Genomic DNA, 23,485 nt, shown 5'->3' with positions numbered 1-23,485 from the left:
GTGACCTCGACAAACACGGCGTTCGCTGCCAGTCTCCCGCCATGCGCCCTGCCCCCCGAACCCTGCGCCACGCTGTCGCCGGCGTCACCGCCGCCCTCCTCGCCACCACCGTCGGCTGCGCCCCGCAGCCGGAGGAGAAGGCCGCCGCCTCTCCGTCCGGTTCGGCCGGAGGCACCTGCGCCAAGGGCGAGCTGCCCACCAGGACCTCCGGCACGCTGACGATCGCCACCGACGAGCCGGCGTACGAGCCGTGGTTCAAGGGCGGCAAGCCCGCGAGCGGTGAGGGCTTCGAGTCGGCCGTGGCCTACGCCGTGGCGGAGCAGCTGGGATACGACAAGAGCGCCGTCGTCTGGCAGAGCGTGCCCTTCAACAAGGCGTTCGCGCCCGGTGCGAAGACCTTCGACTTCGACATCAACCAGGTGTCCATCAGCGACGAGCGCAAGAAGGCCGTGGACTTCTCGTCCGGCTACTACGACGTACGCCAGGCCGTCATCGCGCTGAAGGGTTCCAGGGCCGCGAGCGCGAAGAGCATCGCCGACCTCAAGGGGCTCAAGCTGGGCGCCCAGGTCGGCACCACCAGCCTCGACTACATCGACGACGTGGTGAAGCCGAAGGGCGACGCGGCCGTCTACGCCAAGAACGACCAGGCCAAGTCGGCGCTGAGGAACGGTCAGGTCGACGCCGTCGTCACCGACCTGCCGACCGCCTTCTACATCACCGCGGCCGAGGTCACGGACGCAAGGATCGTCGGGCAGTTCGAGAACAAGGGCGGTACTCCGGAGCAGTTCGGGCTCGTGCTGGACAAGGGCAGCGCCCTCACCGCCTGCGTGACCGAGGCCGTGGACACCCTCCGCGAGAACGGCACGCTGGCCGAGATCGAGCAGCGGTGGCTCGCCGACGCCGTCGACGCCCCGGTGCTCAAGTGACACTCGTGAAGGAGCGGTCGGGGCCGGACGGAGCCGACGACAACGGTGGCACGAACGCGGGCGACGGGTACGTGCCCTCGCAACGGCGTCTGGAGCGCGAGCGGCACCAACGCGCGCGTGCCCGCCGCGCGACGGCGATCGCCGCCGTCTCCACCCTGGTCACCGGCGTCGTCCTCTACCTGGTCGTGGTGAGCGCGCCGGGCTGGGAACGCACCAAGGAGACGTTCTTCGACGGGCGGTACGCGCGCGAGGCGTTCCCCGAGGTCCTCGAAGGACTGTGGCTGAACGTCCGGCTGCTGCTGGTCTGCGGAGCCGCCGTGCTGGTGCTCGGCATGCTCATCGCCGTCGCCCGCACTCTGCGCGGCCCCGTCTTCTTCCCGCTGCGGGTGCTCGCGGCCGCCTACACCGATTTCTTCCGCGGTCTGCCGCTGATCATCAACCTGATGATCGTGGTGCTGGGCGTGCCGGCCCTGCGCCTTCAGGGCGTGACCGTCGACCCGGTCCTGCTCGGCGGGACGGCGCTGACGCTGACGTACTCGGCGTACGTGGCCGAGGTGTTCCGCGCCGGCATCGAGTCCGTCCACCCCTCGCAGCGCGCCGCGGCCCGCTCGCTGGGCCTGAGCAACCGGCAGGCCCTGCGCCACGTCGTGCTCCCCCAGGCCGTGCGCCGTCAGGTGCCTCCGCTGCTGAACGACCTGGTGTCCCTCCAGAAGGACACCGGTCTGGTGTCGATCGGCGGTGCGATCGACGCCGTACGCGCCGCGGACATCATCGTGGGCCGCAGCCTCAACTACACGCCGTACGTCGTCGCGGGGCTGGTCTTCGTGGCGCTGACCATCCCGATGACCCGGTTCACGGACTGGCTGACGGCCCGGATGGACCGTCAGCGGGCCCAGGGAGGAACGACATGAGCGACGCGCCCGCGCCCGGCGACTCCCCCGTGCTGCGGATGGAGGCCGTCCGCAAGACCTTCGGCGGCTCCGTCGTCCTGCGTGACGTCGACCTGGGAGTCGCCCCGCACACGGTGACCGCGCTGATCGGCGCCTCCGGCTCCGGCAAGTCCACCCTGCTGCGCTGCGCCAACCTGCTGGAGGACATCGACGACGGCGCGATCTGGCTGGACGGCGAGGAGATCACCCACCCGCGAGCCGACCCGGACGCGGTACGGCGCCGGATCGGCGTGGTGTTCCAGGCGTACAACCTGTTCCCGCACATGACGGTGCTGGAGAACATCACACTGGCTCCTCGCCGGGTGCACGGCGTCCCCCGCGCGGAAGCCGAGGAACAGGCCAGGGAGCTGCTGGAGCGGCTCGGGCTGGGCGGAAAGGCGGGCGAGTACCCGGACAGGCTCAGCGGCGGTCAGCAGCAGCGTGTCGCCATCGTGCGTGCCCTGGCCGTACGTCCCCGGCTGCTGCTGCTCGACGAGATCACCGCGGCCCTCGATCCGGAGCTGGTGGGCGAGGTCCTGAACGTCGTGCGTGACCTGAAGGGAGACGGCATGACCATGGTGCTGGCCACGCACGAGATGGGCTTCGCCCGCGAGGTCGCCGACCAGGTCTGTTTTCTGGACGCAGGCGTGGTGCTGGAGCACGGCACTCCCGAGCAGGTTCTCGGCGATCCCCGGCACGAGCGCACGCGGCGCTTCCTGCGGCGGATCGTGGAGGCCGGACGCCTTTGACGGACGCCGGCGAGGGGCGCCTGCCCGAGAGCCGGAGCCGGAGCCGGTCCTACGGGAGGCCGGTGCTCACGTGCTCGCCTGCCCCACGCCCGCCAGGGCGGCGACGCGCTCCACGGCGAACACGTAACCCTGCACCCCGCAGCCCGCGATGACGCCGTCGGCGCGCAGGGAGACGTACGAGTGGTGCCGGAAGGACTCCCGCTGGTGGATGTTGGAGATGTGGACCTCCAGCACCGGCAGTCCGTCGCAGGTGTGGAGCGCGTCGAGAATCGCGATCGAGGTGTGCGAGTACGCGCCGGGATTGATCACGATGCCGCAGTGGTTCCGCCGCGCCTCGTGGATCCAGTCCACCAACTCGCCCTCGTGGTTGGACTGCCGGAAGTCCACCGTGCCGCCGTGCGCCGTCGCGGCCTTCGCGCAGACCGCCTCGACGTCGGCCAGCGTGTCGGAGCCGTAGATCTCCGGCTGGCGCTGCCCCAGAAGGTTCAGATTGGGGCCGTTGAGAATCATGATGGGGGCGTCGGCCAGGGTGCGGGGCACGGTTTCCTCCGGTCCGTTCGGTGTGGGGCGGCCTGCCGGACCGCTGCTCGGACCCGGTTTATCACGGTGAAACAGCGGGGCATGAAGTCCTAGCCTCCTGGCATGACCACACTGTCGTATCCTCCCAAACCCTCGCCCGGTGACCGCATCGCCGTCCTCTCGCCGGGCGCCGGTCTCCCGGGACTCTTCCCGGTCCCCTACGAACTGGGTCTGGAGCGGCTGCGCACCGAGTTCGGCCTCGAGCCGGTCGAGTACCCGACGACCCGCAAGATGGGGGCGACGCCGCGGGAGCGGGCCGACGACATCCACGCGGCCTTCGCCGACCCCGCCGTCAGAGCGGTCATCGCGTCGATCGGCGGCGACGACCAGATCACCGTCCTGCCGCTGCTGGACCGCGAGGTGATCCGGGCCAACCCGAAGCCGTTCTTCGGGACGAGCGACAACACCAACCTGCTCTCCTACCTGTACAACACCGGAATCGTCGGGTACCACGGCGCCAGCGTGATGGTCCAGCTCGGGCGGCCGGTGGCCATGGACACCCTGACCGCGGACTCCCTGCGGGCGGCCCTGTTCACCTCGGGCCCGTACGAACTGCGGCCCGTCGAGCGCTGGAACGACGTCAACCGCGACTGGGCCGACCCGGCGACCTTCGAGTCGGAACCGCAGACCCGGCCGGGCACCGGCTGGACCTGGCGCAACGCCGACCGCGTGGTCGAGGGGCCCGGCTGGGGCGGCAACCTGGAGATCCTCGCCTGGCTCCTGATGGCCGACCGCGAGATCTCCCACGACTTGTCGGTGTACGACGGCGGCGTGCTGTTCCTGGAGACCTCGGAAGAACTGCCCAGTGCCACGGAGGTCTTCCGGATCCTGCGCAGCATGGGCGAACGCGGCCTCCTCCAGCGGTTCCCCGCCTTCCTGATGGCCCGCGCCAAGACCTGGTCCTTCGAGCACCCCAACAGTCCCGCTGAGGGCGCCCGGTACGCCGCGGAGCAACGTGAGGCGGTTTTGCGCGCGCTCGAGATGTATGCGCCTGACACCCTCGCCGTCTTCGACGTGGACTTCGGCCACACGGACCCGCAGCTCGTCCTTCCTTACGGCGGGACGATCCGTGTGGACGGCCCGGCGCGGCGCATCACCGTCACCTACTGAGCCGCGCGCCCAGCGGGCGCGGGGCGCGACACCGGGTGCTCGGGTCGCCGCCCCGCCGTAGGCACAGGCGCCGGCCGGGTTCCCGGCAGGAGGGTGAACACCGGGCGGCTGGGGCACGGGGCCGAACACAAGGCCCGGGCCCGGAGCCGAGGGCCACATCGGGCGGGGAAGGCGCGTACGACGGTCGCGTCCTTCGGTCGTGCCGTGTCGGGGCCCTGGCGCTAGGGATTGATCGCCAGCTCCAGATACGCGGCGAACAGCACCAGATGCACGCCGCCCTGGAGCGGCGTGGCCCTTCTCGGCACGACCGTCAGGGAGCTGACGACGACGGTCAGTGCGAGCAGCACCATGTCGGTGGGGTCCAGGCCGAGGACGAGCGGGCCGGAGAGCCAGACCGAGGCCAGGGCGACCGCCGGGATGGTCAGACCGATGCTGGCCATCGCGGAGCCCAGCGCGAGGTTGAGGCTGGTCTGCACCCGGTCGCGGCGGGCGGAGCGCAACGCGGCGATGGTCTCGGGGAGCAGCACGAGCAGCGCGATGATCACACCGACGACGGCGTGATGAAGCCCGGCGGCCTCCACGCCGTCCTCGATGGTGGGCGAGACCCCTTTGGCCAGCCCCACCACGCCGATCAGGGCCAGGCCCAGCAGGCTCAGGCTGAGGGATGCGGTCCGCGACGAAGGCACGGCGGCGTGGTCGTCCCCCGTGATCACCTCGCCCTGCCGCGTGATCGGGAGGAAGTAGTCGCGGTGCCGGACGGTCTGGGTCGCCACGAACAGGCCGTAGAGGACGAGTGAGGACAGGGCCGCGAAGGTGAGCTGGGCGCTGGAGAACTCCGGGCCCGGCTTGCTGGTGGTGAAGGTCGGCAGGACCAGGCTGAGGGTGGCCAGGGTGGCGACGGTAGCCAGGGCGGCACCGGTGCCCTCCGGATTGAAGATCGCCGTGCCGTGGCGCAGGGAGGCGACGAGGAGACACAGCCCGACGATGCCGTTGCAGGTGATCATCACGGCGGCGAAGACCGTGTCCCTTGCGAGGGTCGAGCCCTTGTCGCCGCCGTCCACCATCAGCGTGACGATGAGGGCGACCTCGATGATCGTCACGGCGACCGCGAGCACCAGGGAGCCGAACGGTTCACCGACTCGGTGGGCGACGACCTCCGCGTGGTGCACGGCTGCCAGGACCGCTCCGGCGAGGACGACCGTGACCAGGGCGACGACGGCCGGCGCAAGGTCACGGCCCCAGGTCAGGACCAGCAGAACGACGGCGAGCGCGGGCACGAGGGCCGTCCAGCGGGACGTGAGCGACCGGAGCCGAGCGATCATGCAGCGATCGTTGCAGAGCGGTCGGGGCCGCGCATTCCGGGCTGCGCAGCGCGGGAGCGGTGCCCGGCGTGTCGCCGCGCACCGCTCCCGGAGCCCGTTCCTCCGTCATGCGTGATCAGACGTCGATGCTGTCCTTCGGGTTGCCTTCGCTCCCGGTCTGCGTCTTCTCGGCCGTCGCCTGCTTCCTGGAGGCCAGCAGGCTGGTGATCGTGGTGACGATCAGGACGGAGCAGATGACGCCGAGCGAGACCGGGATGCTGATCTCGGGGACATGGACCCCGGACTCGTGCAGGGCGTGCAGCACCAGCTTCACGCCGATGAAACCGAGGATGATCGACAAGCCGTAGCTGAGGTGGACGAGCTTCCTCAGCAGTCCACCGATGAGGAAGTACAGCTGCCTGAGGCCCATCAGCGCGAACGCGTTGGCCGTGAACACGATGTACGGGTCCTGCGTCAGGCCGAAGATCGCGGGGATCGAGTCGAGCGCGAAGAGCACGTCGGTGGTGCCGATCGCGAGCATCACGACCAGCATCGGGGTCATGACCCGCTTGCCGTTCTGCTCGATCCACAGCTTGGTGCCGTGGTAGCGGTCGGCGACACCGAACCTGCGCTCGGCGGCCTTGAGCAGCTTGTTCTCCTCGAACTCCTCGTCCTCCTGGTCCGCCCGGGCCTCCTGGATGAGCTTCCAGGCGGTCCAGATCAGGAAGGCGCCGAAGAGGTAGAACACCCAGGAGAAGCTGGCGAGGATCGCGGCGCCCGCGGCGATGAAGATCGCCCGCAGGACCAGGGCTATGAGGACGCCGATGAGCAGAACCCGCTGCTGGTACTGCGACGGGACGGCGAACTTCGCCATGATCAGGACGAAGACGAAGAGGTTGTCGACGCTGAGCGACTTCTCGGTGATGAAGCCCGCGAAGAACTCTCCGGCGGGCCGGCCCCCGCTGAAGAAGAGCAGGCCGAGCCCGAACAGGCAGGCCAGGACGATCCAGACGACGGTCCAGATACCGGCTTCCTTGATCGACACGTCATGCGGCTTGCGACCGATGAAGAAGTCGATCGCGATGAGGGCGGCTAGGCCCACGATGGTCAGGACCCACAGGGTCACGGAAACATCCACTGCGCCTCCGGCAGTACGTAACGGCAGATGATCAGCGTCGTCGCGCTGCCGGAGGTCTCTTCCACCCCGGGTCCCGGCGCGCGGCATGCACGCGGAGCCACACGGGCCGACGCCCCGGGATCAGGCCTGATCCGTCTTGACGGGTACGCCGCAACTGGTAGGGAGTACTCCCCTCCGTACGGAAAACAGTACCCAATTACCAAGGAAAGGTAAAGCGATTGGCAAAAGGAAAGCCAAGTCTCCTGGTCAGAGGCTTTTACGGATACTTGGTGAAGCCGTGGAAGTGATCAACCCCGCCACCGGCGGCGGGCCTCGACGACCTGCGCCAGGACCTGCGGGAGGACCTGGCTGCCGGCCGGCAGGAGAGGTGGTTCGTACGTCCAGACATGCCCGACCCAGGGATCGGCGAGGTGATCGTCCGGCGCCGGAGTCAGCCGCATCAGCCCGCGCCACAGCGGGTCCAGCACGGGACCGTAACCGGAGGCGTCCTCGCGGTCGGCCACCATCATCAGGTGGACGCCGACGGACGGGCCCTCGTCCGCGAGGTAGCGGAGCTGCGTCACGGCACGGTCGTCGAAGCCGTGCGGGAAGTCGTTGACTACCAGGAGCTGCTGAGCGGTGTCGAAGCCGGGCGGGAGCGAGTCGGCGGCACCCCCGCGCACCGCCATCTGTACCAGGTCCACATGTTGCGTGAGCCGGGCGAGAACGTCCGTTACACCGGCCGAGCCCGCGGCGGGCGGCGCCGCGAGCACGCCGCTCCGCACCAGCGGGGCGAGCGCCTGGGCGCCCGAACCGGCAGGGTCGACGACGTGCACCGTGAACTCGTCGGCCGGATGCACCGCCAGCAGCCGGACCGTGTGCGCCACCGCCGAGTCGAGCGCGAGACGGCGCAGCTCGTGGGAGTCGAGGAACGAGCCGTCCGGCGACCCCGTCCGCCCGCTGTCGACCCACAGACCACGCTCCAGCGGGAGGCGGATGAGCATGGGGATGCGCAGCTGGTCGCTCTCGGGCAGGTGGAGGTCGCCCAGCCGCAGGGCCATGGGCATCTCCGTCGGGACGCGGTAGGCGTGCCAGGCGGGGTTGTCCCAGCGCGCGAAGGCAGGGGGCAGTGCCGGCTCGACGACGTCGGCCTCGGCGGCGAGCTGGGCGAGGTCCCGGTCCAGCACCTGCCGGGCCTGGTCGACGAGCTGGGCGTGCTTGGCGCGAGCGGTCTCGCGGGCGGCGTCGCCCTGGCCGCCGATGCGGCTGCGCGGGTCGGACAGGACCTCGTCGAGTTCCCTCTCCATGCGCGTGTCGGCGAAGTCGACGGCGCTGCGGTACGCGGCCGTGCTGCGGGCCAGGTCCTCGAACATCCCCCAGACCTGGTTGTACAGCCGCTCCTCCATGGACCAGCCGGTGGCGTCGCCCGCGACCGGCTGCGCGGGCCTGCCGGGCTCGGCCGGGGCCGCGGCGGGCGGGGGCGGCGGGGCGGTGTTCCGTCGGCGCGGGTGGCTGTAGTCGACGGGGCCGGCGCCGGCCGTGGCCGGGCCGCCCGGCTGGGTCGTCGCCGCGGCGTCCGCGGGTCCCGCGGGGTAGCCCCCCGTGGCTTCCGCGGCGCCCTGCGGGGCCTGGTCGCCCCGCGGGCCCTGGTACGGGCCGGGGACCCCCTGGGTGCCCTGCCCCCCGTAAGGAGATCCGCCCTGGTCGGGGCCGAGGGCGGAGGTGGCCGCCTGCCGGGAGCGGTCGCCGTCGGCTGTGGGCGGCGGGGCCGGCACCGAGCGGGCCAGGCCTCGGGCCACGGCCTCGTCGATGCCGGTCGCGAGCTGCTGGGCCTGCGCCAGGCCCTGGTCGGTGAGGAGAGCGGCGAGACCGCCCGCGTACCCCTGGCCGACCGCGCGGACCTTCCAGGCACCCTGGCGCCGGTACAGCTCCAGGGCGACGACGGCCGACTCGGGTCCGAGGCCGGTCAGGAGGAAACCGGCCACCTCGCGGCCGTCAAGGCCGGTGACGGCGACGAAGGGGGCCGCGAGGGAGCCGAAGTCGACCGGTCCGCCCGCCCCGGTGGGCAGGGCGAGCAGGACGCTCACGCGGTGCACGCCCTCCGCGACGGCGTCCAGGTCCACCGCGAGGCGATGGTCGGCGGCCGCCTGCCGGGAGACCTCGAGACCGGGCAGGGTGGGTGCGCCGGGGTGGGCGACCCACTCCACGCCCTGGATCCTGCCGCTCTCGTCGCCGAGAGTGGCCGCCGCCACGACCGGGGTGCCGGCCTGGACCCTGATCTCGAGGCGGACTTCGGAGAGCGGGTGGTTCTGACCCCGCACCAGCTCGGCCGTCATCGCCTGTGGTCCCCCCTGCGTCGCGTGTCGTGTCGTCGTGTGCCGCTCGCCCCGGTTACAGCGTGGGCACGATGGCCGGCATCAGGTCCTGGAAGGTGCGGCCGTTGGCGGGGGTTCCGAGGGCCGTCATGTTCCAGCCCGCGCCCACCCGGTGCACCTTGGCCATGATCTGGGCCGTGTAGGCGCCACCGCCCGCGAGCGTGTAGCGCGCCAGCTCCTGACCGTTGGTCTCGTCGACAAGGCGGCAGAACGCGTTCTGCACCTCCTGGAAGGTCTGGCCGGTGAAGGAGTTCACCGTGAAGACGATCTGGTCGATGTGGACCGGGACGCGGGACAGGTCGACGAGGATCGCCTCGTCGTCGCCGCCCTGCCCGACGCCGCCGACCAGGTTGTCGCCGGTGTGACGGACGGAACCGTCGTCGCTCACCAGGTGGCGGAAGAAGACGACGTCGACCGGCTGCTTGTCCGCGAAGAGGACCGCGGAGGCATCGAGGTCGATCTCCCGGGTGCGGGAGCCGAACAGGCCGCGCCGGGGGGCAGCCTGCCATCCGAGACCCATGCGCACCGCGGTCAGGCTGCCTCCGTCGGTCTTCTGCAGACTGATGGCCTGACCCTTGGTCATGTTGACGGTCACGCGCTGATTCCCCTCTCGGACTGTCCCCTGTTGCCGCGGTCCCCGCGGTTGACGAAAACCCTACGCAAGAGCACTGGCGGTGCCGTACCCAGGACCGCACTTTGTGTCGTTCTTGCAACACAGCGCGTACGGTGACCGGGTTTCGCACGGCCCGTCAGGCGAGACCCGCCTCCTTCATCTGGCGCAGTTCCTTCTTCATCTCGGATACCTCGTCGCGCAGTCGGGCGGCGACCTCGAACTGGAGATCCGCGGCTGCCGCCCGCATCCGCGCCGTCATCTCCTCGATCTGCTCGGCGAGTTCGGCGGCGGGGCGGTCGGTCGGGACCGTCTCCTTGGCCTTCCCCCTCGCGGACTTGGCCGATTTCGCACCCTTGGCCGCCTTCCCGCCGAGGGAGGGCACCGGTGCCTTGGTGCCGCCGCCGTCCTTCTTCGCGCGGTATCCGGAGCCCAGCAGCTGTTCGGTGTCGACCTCCTCGCGCGCGATCTGCGCGACGATGTCGTTGATCTTCTTGCGGAGCGGCTGCGGGTCGATGCCGTGCGCCGTGTTGTAGGCGATCTGCTTCTCCCGGCGGCGGTTGGTCTCCTCGATGGCCCGCTCCATGCCCGGGGTGATCTTGTCGGCGTACATGTGGACCTGGCCGGAGACGTTGCGCGCGGCGCGGCCGATGGTCTGGATCAGCGAGGTGCCGGAGCGCAGGAAGCCCTCCTTGTCGGCGTCGAGGATCGCCACCAGGGACACCTCGGGCAGGTCGAGGCCCTCCCGCAGCAGGTTGATGCCGACCAGCACGTCGAACTCGCCGGCCCGCAGTTCGCGCAGCAACTCGATCCGGCGCAGGGTGTCGACGTCGCTGTGCAGATAGCGCACCTGGATGCCGAGTTCCAGGAAGTAGTCGGTGAGGTCCTCCGACATCTTCTTGGTGAGGGTGGTGACCAGGACGCGCTCGTCCTTCTCGACACGCGTGCGGATCTCGTGCACCAGGTCGTCGATCTGGCCCTCGGTGGGCTTGACGACGATCTCGGGGTCGATGAGGCCGGTGGGACGGATGATCTGCTCGACGACGCCGTCCCCGCGCGAGAGTTCGTACTTGCCGGGCGTCGCCGACAGGTACACGGTCTGCCCGATGCGCTCCTGGAACTCCTCCCACTTCAGCGGGCGGTTGTCGAGGGCGGAGGGCAGCCGGAAGCCGTGGTCGACGAGGGTGCGCTTGCGGGAGGCGTCACCCTCGTACATGGCGCCGATCTGCGGGACGGTGACATGGGACTCGTCGATGACGAGCAGGAAGTCGTCGGGGAAGTAGTCGAGCAGGGTGTTCGGCGGGGAGCCGGGCAGGCGGCCGTCGAAGTGCATCGAGTAGTTCTCCACGCCCGAGCAGCTGCCGATCTGGCGGAGCATCTCGATGTCGTACGTGGTGCGCATGCGCAGGCGCTGGGCCTCGAGGAGCTTGCCCTGCTTCTCGAGTTCGGCGAGGCGCTCGCCCAGCTCCTTCTCGATGTCGTTGACCGCGCGCTCCAGGCGCTCCGGGCCGGCGACGTAGTGGGTGGCGGGGAAGACGTAGAGCTGCTCGTCGTCGCTGATGATCTCGCCGGTGAGCGGGTGGAGGGTCGACAGGGCCTCGATCTCGTCGCCGAACATCTCGATGCGGACGGCCAGTTCCTCGTAGACCGGGAAGATCTCGATGGTGTCGCCGCGGACCCGGAAGGTGCCGCGGGTGAAGGCCGTGTCGTTGCGCGTGTACTGGATGTCCACGAAGCGGCGCAGCAGCTGGTCGCGGTCGATCTCCTCGCCGACCTTGAGGGTGACCATGCGGTCCACGTACTCCTGGGGCGTGCCGAGGCCGTAGATGCAGGAGACCGAGGCGACGACGATGACGTCGCGGCGGGTCAGCAGCGAGTTGGTCGCGGAGTGGCGGAGGCGCTCGACCTCCTCGTTGATCGAGGAGTCCTTCTCGATGTAGGTGTCCGACTGCGGGACGTACGCCTCGGGCTGGTAGTAGTCGTAGTACGAGACGAAGTACTCCACCGCGTTGTTCGGCAGGAGCTCACGGAACTCGTTCGCCAGCTGGGCGGCCAGCGTCTTGTTCGGCGCCATCACGAGCGTGGGGCGCTGGAGCTTCTCGATCATCCACGCGGTCGTGGCGGACTTGCCGGTGCCGGTCGCGCCCAGGAGGACGACGTCCTTCTCACCGGCCTCGATGCGCTTTGCCAGCTCGGCGATGGCCGCCGGCTGGTCACCGCTGGGCTGGTAGGGGCTGACGACCTCGAAAGGCGCCACCGTGCGTTCGATGTGGGAAACGGGCCGCATGCCATCAACCGTACGACCCACCGCTGACAACGCGGTCCGATCAGCGGTTCTGCGGGGTCCGGCCCTCATGGAGGGCCACCTTGCGGCGGGCGCGGAGTCCGGGTCGGCCGGCGGGGTGCGGGGCCTGCGGGTGGGCCGGGACGCCGGGCTTGTGCTCGGCGGGTGTCCAGTCGGGCTTGCCCATGACCATGAGCGGGTCGAACATGACCACGACGCCGGCGAGGCAGAGGAACGCGAGCGGGCCGATCAGCATGGGCGCCAGGAGACCGGCGGGCGAGTCGCCCGCGGACGGCGAGCCCGTGGTGTGCAGGTGGACGCTGAGGGCGGCCATCCCGGTGTAGTGCATGCCGGTGACGGCCAGTCCCATGACGAGGCTGGCGCCCACGCTCCACAGCAAGCCCCTGACCTGCCCGGCGGCCCACAGCGCCGCGGTGGCGGCGGCCATGGCTATGGCCACGGAGACGCCCACGGTGAGGGTGTCGTACTCGAACTTGCCGTCGAAGCGCATGCCGGCCATGCCCAGGTAGTGCATCGACGCGATCCCGAGGCCGGTGATGGTGCCTCCGGTGAACAGCGCGGTGCCGGTCGCGCCCTGGTAGCCGACGATGAAGATCCCGAGGCCCACCATGACGACGGCGACGCCGAGACTGGCGTAGGTCATGGGCTTGTCGTAGTGGATCGGGGCGCCCGCGACGGTGAAGCCCATCATGGCGACGAAGTGCATGGTCCAGATGCCGGAGCCGATCGCGACCGCGCCGAGGGCGAGCCATCCGGGGCGCCAGGAGTGGGCGACGAGCAGTGCCCTGGTCGTGCAGCGCAGGCCGAGGGCACCGCCGAGGCAGGCCATGAGGTAGGCCACCAGCGGTGTGACGAGCCCGTAGCTGAATCCGTCGACCGTGCCGTGCATGCGCGGTTGCCCTTCCGCCCTGTTGCTGGAATGCCTGGAGCGCGCGCCCCCGTACCCGGGACCGCGTGAGCGGTCAGGGTTTGACGCAGAGCAGTATGACTGCCACTGGAACGGTCGAACGATTCTCCGGCAAAGAAACACGGCCTTGCCCCAATGTGCCGCACCCGTGAGCGGTGTCGGCCGTCAACCTGCATCGTGGGGTCCTGTCGCACGCACCGCCGTTCACCTTCTGCTGTCACAGTGGAGCTGTATGTGATCGGCCGATGCGAGGAGTACGCATGCACGCGCGCGCAGTCGCCGCGACGACCACCGCTCTGGTGGGCGTCGTCGCCCTCCTGCTCCCCGTCCACGACGCCCGGGCGGGCATCGTCGGGAAGCCCTCGGTGATCGCCCACCGGGGCGCTTCCGCGCAGGCTCCCGAGAACACGCTGGCGGCCGTCGACGCGGCCGCCGACCTCGGCGTTCGCTGGGTGGAGAACGACGTCCAGCGCACCGAGGACGGCGAACTCGTGGTCATCCACGACGACGGTCTCGACCGGACCACCGACGTCGAAGAGGTCTTTCCCGGCCGGGCTCCGTGGAAGGTGAAGGACTTCACCGCGGCCGAGGTCGCGCAGCTCGACGCGGGCAGCTGGTTCGGCCCCGCGTACGCCGGTGCGCGCGTGCCGACGCTTCGGGAGTACCTCCGCCGTGTCGAACATCACGACCAGAAACTGCTGCTGGAGATCAAGAACCCCGAGCTGTACCCGGGGATCGAACAGGACGTCCTCGAGGTGCTCGCCGACGAGGGGTGGCTGGACCGGGAGCATCTCGTCGGCCGGCTGGTCGTGCAGAGCTTCAGCGCGGGCAGTCTGCGGGCCGTCCACGACCTGGAGCCGTCGGTGACGACCGGCCTGCTGGGCAAGCCGCCGGTGCGGGACCTGCCCGGTTACGCGACGTTCACCGACCTGATCAATCCCTCGTACGTGTCTCTCTCCCCGGAGTACGTCTCCGCCGTGCACGCGGTCGAAGGACCGCACGGCCACCTGCTGAGGATCTTCGTCTGGACCGTCGACGACGCGGCGACGGCCAAGGCGATGGCCGAGTACGGCGTCGACGGCATCATCACCGACAAGCCGGACGTGGTGGCGCGGGCCCTGTACTGGGACTGACCCCACAGCCGGCCCGGCGCCGTGTCCTCCGTCGGACCGGGGCGCTGTCAGTGGCGGGTCGTACGGTGGGCGCATGGACAGCCATGGGCAGTACGAGCAGCAGGTCGTATGGGCCGTCGTCGGCACCGGCATCGGGCCGCTGTTGCTTGCCGCGACCCGTGAGGGCCTGGTCAACGTCGTGTTCCACGCCGACGAAGCGGTGCGGGAGAAGGCGCTCGGCCGCCTCGCGGACCGGCTGGGCGCCGAACCCGTCGAGTCACCCGGATCACCGCTGCTGTCCGAGGCGATACGCCAGGTCGGTGCCTACTTCGCCGGCGATCGGCGCGACTTCGAGCTGCCCCTGGACTGGTCGCTGATCTCCGGCTTCAACCGGCAGGTGCTGCGAGAACTGGCCTCGGTCCCGTACGGCGCGGTCGTGGGCTACGGAGATCTCGCCAAGCGCGTGGGCCAGCCCGGTGCCGCGCAGGCGGTGGGGGCGGCGATGGGCGCCAATCCGCTGCCCGTCGTCGTGCCCTGCCACCGGGTCGTGGAGAGCGACGGCGGGATCGGTGGGTTCGGCGGCGGCCTGGAGGCCAAGCGCAGGCTGCTCGCCCTGGAGGGAGTCCTGCCCGAGCCGCTGTTCTGAGCGGCCGAGCGGGCATCTGGGCAGGCTGCACGGCAGGGGGGAGACTGCTCCGATGACCATCCACCGCAGACCTGGGCACGACCGGGTCCCCGCCCGCCGCACCGGCCACGTCACAGGTTGTGGCGCCGTGCGGTACGGCGGCCGCGGCCCGGCTCGGTGTACGGCGTGACCGCCGTCGAGCGTGCTCCCGTCGCGCCCGTCACCGCCGCCGGCCTGCCCGCACTGCGGCGCCGTACGACCGCCGTACTGGTCACGAGCCAGATCCTCGGCGGGCTCGGTGTCTCCACGGGCCTCGCGCTGGGCACCGTTCTGGCCCAGCGGGTCGGTGGCACCGAGGCGCTGGCCGGTCTCGCGCCGACCGCGACCGTCGCCGGTACGGCCGTGCTGTCGATGCCGATGGCCGCGCTGATGACCGCTCGGGGCCGCCGGCCGGGGCTGGTGCTGGGTTACCTGGTGGGCGCACTGGGTGCCGTCGTCGTGGTGGTGGCCGCGCGCACGGGGAGTTTTCCGCTGCTGCTGGGCGGCATGGCCGCGTTCGGCGCGGCATCGTCGGCGAACCTCCAGGCCCGGTTCGCGGCGGCCGATCTGGCCGAGCCGCAGCGGCGGGCGCGGGCCATCTCCCTCGTCGTGTGGGCGACCACGATCGGCGCGGTGCTGGGGCCCAACATCGCGGCTCCCGCCGGCCGTAGCGTGTCCGGGCTGGGGATACCGCAGGCCGCGGGGCCGTTCCTGTGGGCGGCCGGGACGTTCCTGATGTCGGGGATCCTGGTGGCCGTACTGCTGCGCCCCGATCCGCTGCTGACGGCTCGGGCGCTCACGCCCGAGGACGAGCGGTCCGCCGAGGCGCGTTCGTTGCGCGCGGGACTGGCCGCGGTCGCCGCATCGCCCCGCGCACGGCTCGCGCTCGTGACGGTGGCCGTGTCGCACACCGTGATGGTCTCGGTGATGTCGATGACCCCGGTCGACCTCGCCCGTCACGGGGCGGGCATCGACCTGATCGGGCTGGTCATCAGCGGGCACATCGCGGGCATGTACGCGTTCTCGCCGTTGATGGGACGGCTGGCGGACCGGGTGGGGCGGCTGTCCGTGACGGGGCTGGCGGCGGGACTGCTGGCTTGCGGGATGTTCCTGGCGGGGACGGCGGGCGACAGTCACGGGCGTATCGCCGCCGGGCTCTTCGTGCTGGGCCTCGGCTGGTCGGCCGGGCTGGTGTCGGGTTCGGCGCTGCTGACGGACGCCGTGCCGCAGGCCGCCCGTGCCGCCGCGCAGGGCCTGTCCGACCTCACGATGAACACCTCGGCGGGCGTCGGTGGGGCGCTCGCCGGGCTGGTGGTCGCCCAGGCGAGCTACGCGTGGCTGAACGCCGCCGCGGCATGCCTGCTCGTGCCCCTGGCGACACTGGCCCTGGTCACGCGGACCAGGGGCGCGACGGGTGCGGCCGGCGAGGTCTGAGCCGGGTGGCGCGGGCGTACCGGTCCCGCGTCAGTCGTAGTGCCGGATCTCGACGACGTTGCCGTCGGGATCGCGGAAGTAGAGGCTGCGGGTGGCCTCGCCGCGGGCACCGAAGGAGCCGTACGAGACGTCCGAGACGGGGACGGCGTGCGCGGCGAGTCGGCTGTGCAGGCCGTCGAAGGCGGTCCGGGACAACGCGAGGCAGATGTGGTTCACGGGATGTCCGGCACTGTCGGCCGCTCCGGGGAGCATCGTCATGCCCTTCACCATGGTCAGCGGCATGAGGTCGAGGAGGGTCCCGTCGTCGACCCGGACGGAGGGGAAGGGTTCCTCGCCCGCGGCGAAGGCGGCGAGCCGGACGGGTGCCAGGCCGACGATGTTCTCGTAGAAGTCTGCCGCGGCAAGTGGGTCGTGCACCCACAGGACGACGTGGTCGAGGCGGGGCGGGTTGTCGGTCATGCCTCCCAGGCTGGTGCGGTCCCCCACAGGCCGCAAGGGTTTGGCCGGGCGCGCCGCCCGCCAGAGATGAGGGAAGACCGACGGACTGGAGGCGGGCACGTGGTGCTGGTGGTGTCGGAAGAGGTACGGGAGGCGGTCGACACGGGTCGACCCGTGGTCGCGCTGGAGTCCACGATCATCGCCCACGGTCTGCCACGCCCGCGCAACCTGCGGGTGGCGCGGGAGCTGGAGGCGGTGGTGCGCGAGGAGGGCGCCGTACCGGCGACCATCGCCGTGCTGGACGGGCGGCCTCGTGTCGGCCTCGACAAGGAGCAGTTGGAACGGGTCGCCAACGAGGACGGGATCCGCAAGCTGGGCCACCGCGACCTGCCGCTCGCGGTGGCCTCGGGGGCGAGTGGGGCGACCACGGTGTCGGCGACCGCGCTGCTCGCGGCTCTGGCCGGGGTGCGGGTGTTCGCGACGGGCGGGCTCGGCGGAGTGCACCGGGAGTGGACGGTCACCCAGGACGAATCGGCCGATCTGGGCCTGCTGGCGCGCACCCGGATCACCGTGGTGTGCGCGGGGGTGAGGTCGATCCTGGACGTGCCGGCCACGTTGCAGCGGCTGGAGACGTTGGGTGTCGCCGTCGCCGGATACGGCACGGACCGCTTTCCCGGCTTCTACCTGTCCGACTCAGGGCATCCGGTGGACTGGACGCTGGAGAGTCCCGGTCAGGTGGCGGACGTGATGCGGGCTCAGGACTCGCTCGGCGGACCGGAGTCGGCGCTGATCGTCGCGAACCCGGTGCCGGAGGAGGAACAGTTGGATCCGGCGCTGCACGCGCGTGTGCTCGCGGACGCGCTGGAGGCCTGTGCCGCGGAGGAGGTCGCGGGTCAGGCCGTCACGCCGTTCCTCCTCGATCACCTGGTCCGCCACACGGACGGTGCCTCCCTGAGGGCCAACCTGGCGGCGGTGCGCGGCAACGTACGGCTGGCGGCGCGGATCGCCTCGGCGTGGACCGGGGCGTGAGGGGCGCGGGGGCAAGGGCGGATCGGGGCTCCGACGGCTCCGGACCGCGGGCGGGTTCGGGTGCCGCTCCCGGAGCGGGGCGACGGCAGGGCGGGGCGCTGCTGGTCGTCGGCGATGTGGTGACGGACGTCGTCGCGCGCCATCGGGGGCCGCTGGCCTCGGGGACGGACACGGCCGCGGTGGTCCGGACCCTGCCGGGCGGCGCGGGCGCCAACGTGGCGTGCTGGGCGGCGCACCGGGGTGGTGCGGACGTACGGCTGCTCGGTCGGGTGGGAGCGGAGGCGGCGGCCTGGCACGAACGGGAGCTGGTGGCCTGCGGGGTACGGCCCCTGCTCGTCGTCGATCCCGAGGCGCCGACCGGGACGGTGATCTGCCTGGTCGACATGGGAGCGGCGGCCGAGCGGACGTTCCTCACCGACAGCGGCGCCTCCCTGCGCCTCGAACCGGACGACTGGTCGGACGCGCTGCTCGACGGCGTCGTCCGGCTGCACCTGTCGGGATACCTGCTGTTCTCCGCGTCGGGGCGGGCGTTGGTGCGGACGGCGTTGGGGGCGGCTCACGCGCGTGGGGTGCCGGTGAGCCTGGACCCGGCGTCGGCGGGGTTCCTGGCCGAGCTGGGCGCCGACCGCTTCCTGGCCCTGGTGCGGGGCGTGGACGTACTGCTGCCCAGCCGGGACGAGGCATGTCTGCTGACCGGCTCGGACGACGGGGCGGACGCGGCCGCCGAACTCAGCCGCCGGGTCCCGCTGGTGGTGGCGAAGCTGGGGGCGGACGGAGCCCTGGTGGCCCAGGGCGGCGCCGTGGTCGCCCGCGTCCCCGCGGTCCCGGCCACACCGAGGGACACCACGGGCGCGGGCGACGCCTTCTCCGGCGCGTTCCTCGCCGCCCTGCTCATGGGTGCCGAGCCCGCGCAGGCCGCGGTCGAGGGGTGCGGGGCGGGCGCGTTGGCGGTGGAGCGGGTGGGCGGCCGGCCGCCGGCGGCCGTGGGAGCGGTGGCCACGGGCCATGCTCGATGACGGCGCGGCGCCGGTCGTACGACGAGGTGGGGCAGGGCCGCCTGGCCGGTGCGGTTGACCGCAGCGACACCGTCGGAGGCGCGGCGAGGTGCACAGGAACACCATCGGCGCCGGCGACCACAGCGCGCCGTCGCCGTCCGAGACGAGATGCCGCCGCACTCGGGGCCGGGAGACCGCATCACACCACCGCCACCCGTCACGACATGGCCCGGTCCTCTCCAGTCCCCTGGAAACGCACCGTGCCCTCAACGTCCGGCAAGGTCCGGTGGGGACGCAACCGGAGGCGGTGAGACGCAGCGTGACCAGCGGGATGGAAGTTCCCGTTCGATGGTGGGATAGAGGTTTTTCACGACTCAGCCCCTTCTTGTGATCGATCGGCCGGGCCCACCCCCCGGCTGATCCCCGCACCTCCGGCGCGGCGACCTCGCCTCAACCGCCTCGGTCGACGGCCACAGCCGGCTTTCCGACAGTACTTGTGCCCTGTTTCCGGCCTACCCGGCCGGTGTCTTCGGTGAGGACTCTTGTGGCTGTGGGCTGCTGACCGCACCGCCCTGGTCGAGCTGTGGTCCCTCGCTTGCGTGGCCGCCCCCGGACAGGCGCGAGGAGGAGGGACGGATGCCCTGTTGCTCCCCGGTGGGCGAGGCTTGGTGGCCTGCCCTAAGCCTTTCTCCCCCACGCCGAGATCATCGGGGCCGTCGCGAGATCCAGGCCACCGGAGGCGACGTTCGCGAGGTGGCGGTCGATGTCCTCGTCGGTCGCGAGGCCGGCGGCCACGAGACCGGCGCGGATCTGGCGGACCGTCGCGGACTCGAGGGCGGCGCAGGCGGGCGAGGTGAGGGGGAAGTGGGCGTCGGCCTCTACGTGGTGCAGTCCCGCCTCGCGGAGCAGGCGCGGGAGCCTGCGGCCGTAGGAGAGATCGGCGCCGCGGTCGGCCAGGAGCTTGCGGAAGCCGTGCCGCAGGCGGTTCGCCAACTGCTGCTCGGGGCCGTGCTCGTCGGGGCAGAGCAACGGCTGGAGGGCGGGGTCCGCGTCCTCCAGCAGGAGCCGCCCGCCCGGCCGCAGGGCCTTGACCATGGAGCGCAGAGCCCGTTCACGCTCCGGCACATGGACGAGCACCAGCCGGGCGTGGACCAGGTCGAAGCCCTCCGCGGGCGGCTCCTCGGCGCCTACGTCGTGCACCCGTACCTCGACCGGCGGGCGGGCGGTGGGGGTCAGTCGAGACGTGTCGATGTCGGTGGCGACGACCTTGCCGGTGGGGCCGACCCTCTTCGCCAACCAGGACACCACCGAGGTGCCGCCCGCGCCGACCTCCCAGCAGCGCCAGCCGGGTCCCACGCCCAGGCCCTCCAGGTGCCGGAACGTCGTGGGGTCGAAGAGGGTGGCGAAGGCGTCGAATCGCTCCCCCGCCTCGGTCCGCTGGTTGTCGAGGAGGTACCGGTCGGTTCGCGTCATACGGCGATCATCCCAGTTGTCCTGGTTGGCCGAGGCGGGCGACGCGACCGGGACGCGGTGGCCGAAGGCGCCCTGACGGGGTGTCGAAGGGGATGGAAGGCCGTCTCCGGGGCAGACCCACTTCAGGCTGTCCACAGGCGGGAACCAAGCGGAACGTCCCCTTTTCCACAGGCTTGCCGGCGGTCTGCGCGAGCCTGGCAGACTGGCGCGCCACGGCGTGGGATCACGCACGGGGGATCCACAGGAGGAGGTCGGGATGACCATGGCGGGGAATCTGCGGAAGGTCACTGGCCTGCGTGGGGTCGGCGGACTGAGAGGGGTGGCGCGGCTGGCCCGCCGGCGCGCGCGGGTCGACCTGAGCCACCCGGCGCGGTCCCCGCTGGGTTCCTCGGTGGTGAACTGCGTGACCTATCGCGAGGGCACGCGCGCCCCGGTAGGCGGCGATCTGGTGGACACCGTGGAGGGGATGCGCAAGAGCGGGCAGGGGTTCGTCTGGCTCGGCCTCCACGAGCCGACGAACGCGGAGTTCGCGGACATCGCCGATCTCTTCGACCTGCATCCACTGGCAGTGGAGGACGCGGTCGAGGCGCACCAGCGCCCGAAGGTGGAGCGGTACGGCGAGACATTGTTCGCCGTGTTCAAGACGGTCTGTTATGTCGAGCACGAGCAGCTCACGTCGACCAGCGAGGTGGTCGACACCGGCGAGATCATGGTGTTCGTCGGCCAGGACTTCGTCATCACCGTGCGCCATGGGAGGCATGGCTCGCTGGGCCCGCTGCGCGAGGAGTTGGAGTCCGATCCCGGCCAGCTCGCCAAGGGACCGTCGGCGGTGCTGCACGCGGTCGCGGACCATGTGGTCGACGACTTCCTCACCGTCATCGACGCCGTACAGGGCGACATCGACCAGGTCGAGACGGACGTCTTCACGGAGAACGGCGCGCGGGCCGACCCCGGTCGCATCTACCAGCTCAAGCGGGAACTCCTGGAGCTGAAGCGGGCCGTGATGCCGCTGAGCCGACCGCTCCAGGATCTCGCGGCCCGGCCGATGCGGGTGGTCGACCCCGAGATACAGGCCTACTTCCGGGACGTCTCCGACCACCTGCTACGCGCCACGGAGCAGATCGCGGCCTTCGACGAACTGCTCAACTCGATCCTCCAGGCGCACCTCGCCCAGGTCACCGTCGCGCAGAACGAGGACATGCGCAAGATCACCGCCTGGGCCGCGATCGTCGCCGTGCCGACGATGATCTGCGGGGTCTACGGCATGAACTTCGACCACATGCCGGAACTGCACTGGAAGTACGGCTACGGCATGGCCATCGGGCTGATAACCCTCGTCTGCCTGGCGTTGTACCGAGGCTTCCGGCGCAACGGCTGGCTCTGATGAAGCGGTTGCAGGTGGCCGGCCCGCGTCAGGACCGGGGGCTGCCGGTCCTGGCGTAGACACTCTCGGCCCAGGCAGCCATCTGATCATCGGTCAGATGCTGGGCGAGGTCCGCCTCGCTGATCATGCCCACGAGGCGCTTGTTCTCGATCACCGGCAGCCGCTTGATCTGGTGGCCCTGCATCTCCTGGAGCACCTCGCTGACATCGGCGTCGGCGTCGACCCAGCGCGGGGTTCCCTTGGCCATCTGACCGGCGGTGACCTTGGCGGGGTCGTGTCCCATGGCCACGCAGCCCACCACGATGTCGCGGTCGGTGAGGATGCCGCAGAGCCGTTCGTTCTCGTCGCTGATGGGAAGGGCACCGACGTTGAGCTCACGCATCAACTGGGCGGCGCGGTCGAGGGTCTCGTGGGCGGGGATCCACTGGGCGCCCCGGTGCATGATCTGTCCGGCGGTGGTCATGGTGTACCTCCCGGTGCGGACGGCCGGCGCGACGCGGTGTACGCCACTGTCCCGGCGCCCTGCACTCTCGTGTCCCGGCGTCCCATTCTCTCCGGGCCGGTCACCGACCGCACGTCCGGCGGCACGCGACAGGCAGGAGGCAGCAGTACGCAGCAGTAAGCGGATGGATCGAAAGGCAGGCGGGGGTCGGGTTGGCGAGCGGACCGGAAGGCAGGCGGGGGTCGGGTTGGCGAGCGGACCGGAAGGCAGGCGGGGGTCGGGCCTGTGAGCAGCCGGAAAGCAGGCGGGGGTCGGGCCTGTGAGCAGATCCGAAGGCAGGCGGCGGTCGGGCCTGTGAGCAGCCGGAAGGCAGGCGGCGGTCGGGCCCCGGCTGCGGCGCGGCGCCCACCGGGAGCGGTCGAGGCCGGCAGGGGTTCAAGCCGAGAACCCGACGACCTTCCTCGGCACGACGCGGATGATCAGACGCACCTCGTCGTCCTTCTCGGCCGGCGGGTCGATGCCCAGGTACTTGTGCGACAGCTCGTGGGGCAGACGCTTGCCGTCGTCGGGGAGGATCTCGGCGGTGCCGCGGATCTCCACGGACGTGCAGGGGTCGGCGAGGTCGAAGACCGAAAGGCTGATGCGAGGGTCGCGGCGGAGGTTGCGCACCTTCTGGCGTCCGTCGGTGGAGGAGAACAGGACGGTGTCGCCCTCACGTTTGATCCAGACGACCGAGTTGTGGGGAGCCCCGTCGGCGCCGAGCGTGGCGACGGACGCGAAGTTCTTGCCATCGAGCAGGGTGCGGACCGAGGCGTCCAGGGTGACGGGAGTGCTGGAGGAAACCGTCATGACAGCACCCTAGTTCCATGCACGTGCATCCAAAAGGGGTTGGCGGCGACAGCGTCGCGGATCAGTGGCCAATCACCCGTTCCACGCCGGATGTCGCGGATCGTCCGCGCGGACCAGGACGTCGGCCGTGGCCGCCGGGTCGGCCTCCCGGTCGTAGCGCTCGAAGGCGGGCAGCGTCCACCGGTCCGCCTCGGGGGTGCGGCGGCGCAGGGCGGGCGGGGAGAGGAGGACGTGGACGGTCAGGTCGAAGGGGAACCAGTGCCGCAGCAGAAAGGGACCGTGCAGCAACAGCAACCCACCGGGCGGGAGTTGGACGTAGGCGCTACGGGTGGCGCGGTCGGTGACCGGGTCCCACAGGTCGGGCAGGATCCGTCCGTCGCCTCCGGCTTCGAGGGGGCCGAACACCTCACGCCACAGGGCGCCGGTGTCGAACCAGCCGTCGTAAAAGCTTTCGACGTCGTGATGGCCGTACTCCAGGCGGACGGACGCAGGGCGCAGGAAGCCCTGGGTGTCGACGACGCGGGAGGGGCGGCCGCGTATTCGCAGCACCTCGGCGACACGGTCGGCGAGGTCTCCGGGGCGGGCCGCCGGGGCACCGTCGAAGGCGATGCGCGGCCAGGGGCCGCCGTCCTCCGGCTTCAGGTCGAGCAGGCGGTCGGCAAGGAGGTCGCCGAGCCGTTCCCAGGTGATCGCTTCGAGTCGCACACGGCCCATGATGCGACAGGAGCCGGGCCGGACGCGTCCTGCGCGGGGGCTC

Annotated in this window: 22 protein-coding genes; 10 read left to right on the top strand and 12 right to left on the bottom strand. The window is 71.1% G+C overall.

Annotated elements, in window-relative coordinates; all coding sequences use genetic code 11:
* Positions 1 to 41: 41 nt before the first annotated feature.
* Genes ACZ5Y0_RS15465 through ACZ5Y0_RS15455 form a run of 3 tightly spaced genes read left to right on the top strand, consistent with a single transcriptional unit; the run spans position 42 to position 2,604 of the window.
* Positions 42 to 926, top strand: coding sequence for an ABC transporter substrate-binding protein (locus ACZ5Y0_RS15465; protein ID WP_469129163.1), 885 nt, complete (start codon positions 42 to 44; stop codon positions 924 to 926).
* The gene (locus ACZ5Y0_RS15460) at positions 923 to 1,837 is read left to right on the top strand and encodes an amino acid ABC transporter permease (RefSeq protein WP_469129162.1); all 915 of its coding nucleotides are present in this window, start codon (positions 923 to 925) and stop codon (positions 1,835 to 1,837) included. Before ACZ5Y0_RS15465 ends, ACZ5Y0_RS15460 begins: the two co-directional genes overlap by 4 nt.
* Entirely contained in the window at positions 1,834 to 2,604 is a 771-nt protein-coding gene (locus ACZ5Y0_RS15455; RefSeq protein WP_469129161.1) for an amino acid ABC transporter ATP-binding protein, read from the top strand. Before ACZ5Y0_RS15460 ends, ACZ5Y0_RS15455 begins: the two co-directional genes overlap by 4 nt.
* Before the next feature lie 66 nt (positions 2,605 to 2,670).
* Here the strand turns inward: ACZ5Y0_RS15455 and aroQ are convergent, their stop codons facing one another.
* A complete protein-coding gene (aroQ, locus tag ACZ5Y0_RS15450; RefSeq protein ID WP_469129160.1) occupies positions 2,671 to 3,144 on the bottom strand; it encodes a type II 3-dehydroquinate dehydratase in 474 nt (157 codons plus the stop codon).
* 102 nt (positions 3,145 to 3,246) lie between these two features.
* Between aroQ and ACZ5Y0_RS15445 the strand changes: the two genes are divergently transcribed.
* Positions 3,247 to 4,293, top strand: coding sequence for a S66 family peptidase (locus ACZ5Y0_RS15445; RefSeq protein ID WP_469129159.1), 1,047 nt, complete (start codon positions 3,247 to 3,249; stop codon positions 4,291 to 4,293).
* 221 nt (positions 4,294 to 4,514) lie between these two features.
* On the opposite strand, the gene ACZ5Y0_RS15440 is transcribed toward ACZ5Y0_RS15445, so the two are convergent.
* The 6 genes from ACZ5Y0_RS15440 to ACZ5Y0_RS15415 form a co-directional block, all read right to left on the bottom strand.
* Positions 4,515 to 5,615: a calcium:cation antiporter gene (locus ACZ5Y0_RS15440; RefSeq protein ID WP_469129158.1), complete on the bottom strand. Its 1,101-nt coding sequence runs from the start codon at positions 5,613 to 5,615 to the stop codon at positions 4,515 to 4,517.
* Positions 5,616 to 5,730: 115 nt separating this feature from the next.
* Positions 5,731 to 6,732 (bottom strand): TerC family protein, encoded by a 1,002-nt coding sequence (locus tag ACZ5Y0_RS15435; RefSeq protein ID WP_469129157.1) that lies wholly within the window; start codon positions 6,730 to 6,732, stop codon positions 5,731 to 5,733.
* A gap of 287 nt (positions 6,733 to 7,019) precedes the next feature.
* Entirely contained in the window at positions 7,020 to 9,047 is a 2,028-nt protein-coding gene (locus tag ACZ5Y0_RS15430; RefSeq protein WP_469129156.1) for a TerD family protein, read from the bottom strand.
* A gap of 55 nt (positions 9,048 to 9,102) precedes the next feature.
* On the bottom strand, positions 9,103 to 9,681 hold the full coding sequence (locus ACZ5Y0_RS15425) for a TerD family protein (protein ID WP_469129155.1): 579 nt from the start codon (positions 9,679 to 9,681) through the stop codon (positions 9,103 to 9,105).
* 154 nt (positions 9,682 to 9,835) lie between these two features.
* Positions 9,836 to 11,983 carry an excinuclease ABC subunit UvrB gene (gene uvrB / locus ACZ5Y0_RS15420; protein ID WP_469129154.1) on the bottom strand — a complete coding sequence of 716 codons (2,148 nt, stop codon included), beginning with the start codon at positions 11,981 to 11,983 and terminating at the stop codon, positions 9,836 to 9,838.
* 40 nt (positions 11,984 to 12,023) lie between these two features.
* On the bottom strand, positions 12,024 to 12,890 hold the full coding sequence (locus tag ACZ5Y0_RS15415) for an MHYT domain-containing protein (protein ID WP_469129153.1): 867 nt from the start codon (positions 12,888 to 12,890) through the stop codon (positions 12,024 to 12,026).
* A gap of 278 nt (positions 12,891 to 13,168) precedes the next feature.
* On the opposite strand from ACZ5Y0_RS15415, the gene ACZ5Y0_RS15410 reads away from it, so the two are divergent.
* The 3 genes from ACZ5Y0_RS15410 to ACZ5Y0_RS15400 all read left to right on the top strand — a co-directional run bounded on the left by ACZ5Y0_RS15410 (position 13,169) and on the right by ACZ5Y0_RS15400 (position 16,118).
* Entirely contained in the window at positions 13,169 to 14,041 is an 873-nt protein-coding gene (locus tag ACZ5Y0_RS15410) for a glycerophosphodiester phosphodiesterase (protein WP_469129152.1), read from the top strand.
* Between the two features lie 73 nt (positions 14,042 to 14,114).
* Positions 14,115 to 14,666, top strand: a complete 552-nt coding sequence (locus ACZ5Y0_RS15405; protein WP_469129151.1) for a methylated-DNA--[protein]-cysteine S-methyltransferase — start codon at positions 14,115 to 14,117, stop codon at positions 14,664 to 14,666.
* Between the two features lie 165 nt (positions 14,667 to 14,831).
* On the top strand, positions 14,832 to 16,118 hold the full coding sequence (locus ACZ5Y0_RS15400; protein WP_469129150.1) for an MFS transporter: 1,287 nt from the start codon (positions 14,832 to 14,834) through the stop codon (positions 16,116 to 16,118).
* A gap of 30 nt (positions 16,119 to 16,148) precedes the next feature.
* Here ACZ5Y0_RS15400 and ACZ5Y0_RS15395 read toward each other — a convergent pair whose 3' ends face one another.
* Positions 16,149 to 16,577: a VOC family protein gene (locus ACZ5Y0_RS15395; RefSeq protein ID WP_469129149.1), complete on the bottom strand. Its 429-nt coding sequence runs from the start codon at positions 16,575 to 16,577 to the stop codon at positions 16,149 to 16,151.
* Positions 16,578 to 16,676: 99 nt separating this feature from the next.
* On the opposite strand from ACZ5Y0_RS15395, the gene ACZ5Y0_RS15390 reads away from it, so the two are divergent.
* Positions 16,677 to 17,585, top strand: coding sequence for a pseudouridine-5'-phosphate glycosidase (locus ACZ5Y0_RS15390; protein ID WP_469129148.1), 909 nt, complete (start codon positions 16,677 to 16,679; stop codon positions 17,583 to 17,585).
* A gap of 98 nt (positions 17,586 to 17,683) precedes the next feature.
* Positions 17,684 to 18,601, top strand: a complete 918-nt coding sequence (locus ACZ5Y0_RS15385) for a carbohydrate kinase family protein (RefSeq protein WP_469129190.1) — start codon at positions 17,684 to 17,686, stop codon at positions 18,599 to 18,601.
* 657 nt (positions 18,602 to 19,258) lie between these two features.
* Here ACZ5Y0_RS15385 and ACZ5Y0_RS15380 read toward each other — a convergent pair.
* Positions 19,259 to 20,053, bottom strand: coding sequence for a methyltransferase (locus ACZ5Y0_RS15380; RefSeq protein ID WP_469129147.1), 795 nt, complete (start codon positions 20,051 to 20,053; stop codon positions 19,259 to 19,261).
* A 256-nt stretch (positions 20,054 to 20,309) separates the two neighbouring features.
* Here ACZ5Y0_RS15380 and ACZ5Y0_RS15375 point away from each other — a divergent pair, with 256 nt between their 5' ends.
* Positions 20,310 to 21,437 (top strand): magnesium and cobalt transport protein CorA, encoded by a 1,128-nt coding sequence (locus tag ACZ5Y0_RS15375; protein WP_469129146.1) that lies wholly within the window; start codon positions 20,310 to 20,312, stop codon positions 21,435 to 21,437.
* Between the two features lie 28 nt (positions 21,438 to 21,465).
* Here ACZ5Y0_RS15375 and ACZ5Y0_RS15370 read toward each other — a convergent pair whose 3' ends face one another.
* The 3 genes from ACZ5Y0_RS15370 to ACZ5Y0_RS15360 all read right to left on the bottom strand — a co-directional run bounded on the left by ACZ5Y0_RS15370 (position 21,466) and on the right by ACZ5Y0_RS15360 (position 23,442).
* Entirely contained in the window at positions 21,466 to 21,900 is a 435-nt protein-coding gene (locus ACZ5Y0_RS15370; RefSeq protein WP_469129145.1) for a CBS domain-containing protein, read from the bottom strand.
* Positions 21,901 to 22,314: 414 nt separating this feature from the next.
* Positions 22,315 to 22,728: a PPOX class F420-dependent oxidoreductase gene (locus ACZ5Y0_RS15365; protein WP_469129144.1), complete on the bottom strand. Its 414-nt coding sequence runs from the start codon at positions 22,726 to 22,728 to the stop codon at positions 22,315 to 22,317.
* 72 nt (positions 22,729 to 22,800) lie between these two features.
* Positions 22,801 to 23,442 (bottom strand): nucleoside/nucleotide kinase family protein, encoded by a 642-nt coding sequence (locus ACZ5Y0_RS15360; RefSeq protein WP_469129143.1) that lies wholly within the window; start codon positions 23,440 to 23,442, stop codon positions 22,801 to 22,803.
* Positions 23,443 to 23,485 lie beyond the last annotated feature (43 nt).

Source organism: Streptomyces sp. NPDC033216 (assembly GCF_055577115.1).
This window is presented reverse-complemented; position numbering and strand designations above follow the sequence as displayed.